Source organism: Kitasatospora sp. NPDC056531 (genome assembly GCF_042794375.1).
Classification (GTDB): domain Bacteria; phylum Actinomycetota; class Actinomycetes; order Streptomycetales; family Streptomycetaceae; genus Kitasatospora.
Genome location: NZ_JBHTTU010000135.1, coordinates 4,430 through 6,171 on the forward strand (window position 1 = coordinate 4,430; position 1,742 = coordinate 6,171).

The 1,742-nt window shown below is 73.9% G+C and carries 2 protein-coding genes; one reads left to right on the forward strand and one right to left on the reverse strand.

What is annotated here, in order from left to right; all coding sequences use genetic code 11:
* Positions 1 to 496, reverse strand: a 496-nt coding sequence (locus ACFQ87_RS41485; RefSeq protein WP_380616144.1) for a cation:proton antiporter, incomplete at its 3' end; no start/stop codon positions are given.
* 326 nt (positions 497 to 822) lie between these two features.
* On the opposite strand from ACFQ87_RS41485, the gene ACFQ87_RS41490 reads away from it, so the two are divergent.
* Positions 823 to 1,626: a thioesterase family protein gene (locus ACFQ87_RS41490; protein WP_380616145.1), complete on the forward strand. Its 804-nt coding sequence runs from the start codon at positions 823 to 825 to the stop codon at positions 1,624 to 1,626.
* Positions 1,627 to 1,742 lie beyond the last annotated feature (116 nt).

A 1,742-nucleotide genomic window follows, 5' to 3' on the forward strand; every position in this document is an offset into this window, starting at 1 on the left:
CGCCGACGGCGACCTTGAACAGCACCAGCGAGGTGGCGTCGTTGAACAGGCTCTCGGCCTGCACCAGTACCTGGACCCGCCCGGGCAGGGCGAGTCGGCGGCCGAGCGCGGTGACCGCCACCGGGTCGGTGCTGGAGAGCACGGCGCCGAGTACGAAGGCCATCGCGGGCGGCAGCCCGGCGACGGCGACGGCCGCGAAGCCGACGGCGGCGGCGGAGGCGAAGACCAGGCCGAAGGAGAGGATGGTGACCGGTCGCCACACCGTGCGCAGGTCGCGCAGCGACAGTTCCTCGGCGGAGGAGTAGAGCAGCGGCGGCAGCACCACCACGCCGATGATCTGCGGCGGTACGTGCAGCGCGGGCACCCCGGGGATCAGCGCGACACCGAGCCCGGCCAGCACCAGCAGCGAGGGCGCGGGCACCCGCCATCGTCGGGCGAAGGTGGCCACGCTGGTGGCCAGGACGACCAGGACGAGAACGATCCCCACGGCGTGCATCTGCAGAAACGACCCATCGCAACACCGGGGTCGCCGAAGCCCGATCGCCGCGGCCATCCCCCGAGCCGACCAGACTTCCCGGCACACCGGAGGTCATCTTATCGGCTTCTTTGCTCATCGGACTCTTCGTGCCGTTCGGGAGGGTGCACGGTGGCGAAGGCCCGCCGACCCGTCGGGTCACGAGCCCCCGCACGCCCGCGGACGCGGCGGTGTGGGGCGCATCACAGTCCCGGGGGCCGTTCGGCCTCATACGATCGTGATCGCGGACGCCGGAGTCCTGCGGCGCCCGCCCGGCACCCCGCGATCCGCCCGAGGAGAAGCGCACCTTGACCGCCCCCACCGCCGCGCCCGACAGCTACTATCAGCGCACCGGCGAGCACAGCTACAAGCCGACCGCCCACGCGCAGGGGGCCTGGCACCCCGACGAGCAGCACTTCAGCCCGGTGGGCGGCCTGATCGCCCACGCCATCGACCGCTACCGGGCCGACCGCCCCGCCGACGGCCTGGCGCTGGCCCGGATCAGCTACGACATACTCGGCCTGATCGCCCTGGACGAGTTCGAGATCACGGTGGAGACCGTCCGGCCGGGCCGCACCATCGAGCTGGTGGAGGCGGTGGCCAGCGTCGGCGGCCGCGCGGTGGTTCGGGCCCGGGCCTGGTTCCTGGCCGAGCTGGACACCACCGCCGTCGCCGGGACCCACGACGAACCGCTGCCCGCGCCGGAGGTGTTCGAGCCCTGGGCGATGAGCGGGCGGTGGGGCGGCGGCTACATCGCCTCGATCGACGTCCGACGCCGCTCCACCGCCCCCGGCCGCGCCGCCGCCTGGATCTCCACGCCGCTGGAGCTGGTCGCGGGGGAGCCGAGCAGCCCGCACGCCTCCTTCATCGCCCTGGTGGACACCGCCAACGGCATCGCCGTCCGGCAGGAGCCCACCGAGTGGATGTTCCCCAACACCGATCTGACGATCCACTTCCACCGCCGCCCCGAGGGCCGCTGGACCGGCCTGGACACCAGCGTCACCTTCGGCCCGGCCGGACACGGCGTCACCAGCACCGTGCTGCACGACGTCCACGGCCCGGTCGGCCGCGCCGAGCAGATCCTCACCGTGCGGCCGCTGAACGGCAGTTGACCTGAGGGGCTGCGCCCCTCGGGGGGGGCGACCCCCCCCCAGGGGGGGGGGCCGCAAGGAGGGGGGCCCAAGGGGGGGGGGAAAAGGGGGGGGAGGAGGGGGGGGGGGGCAGAACA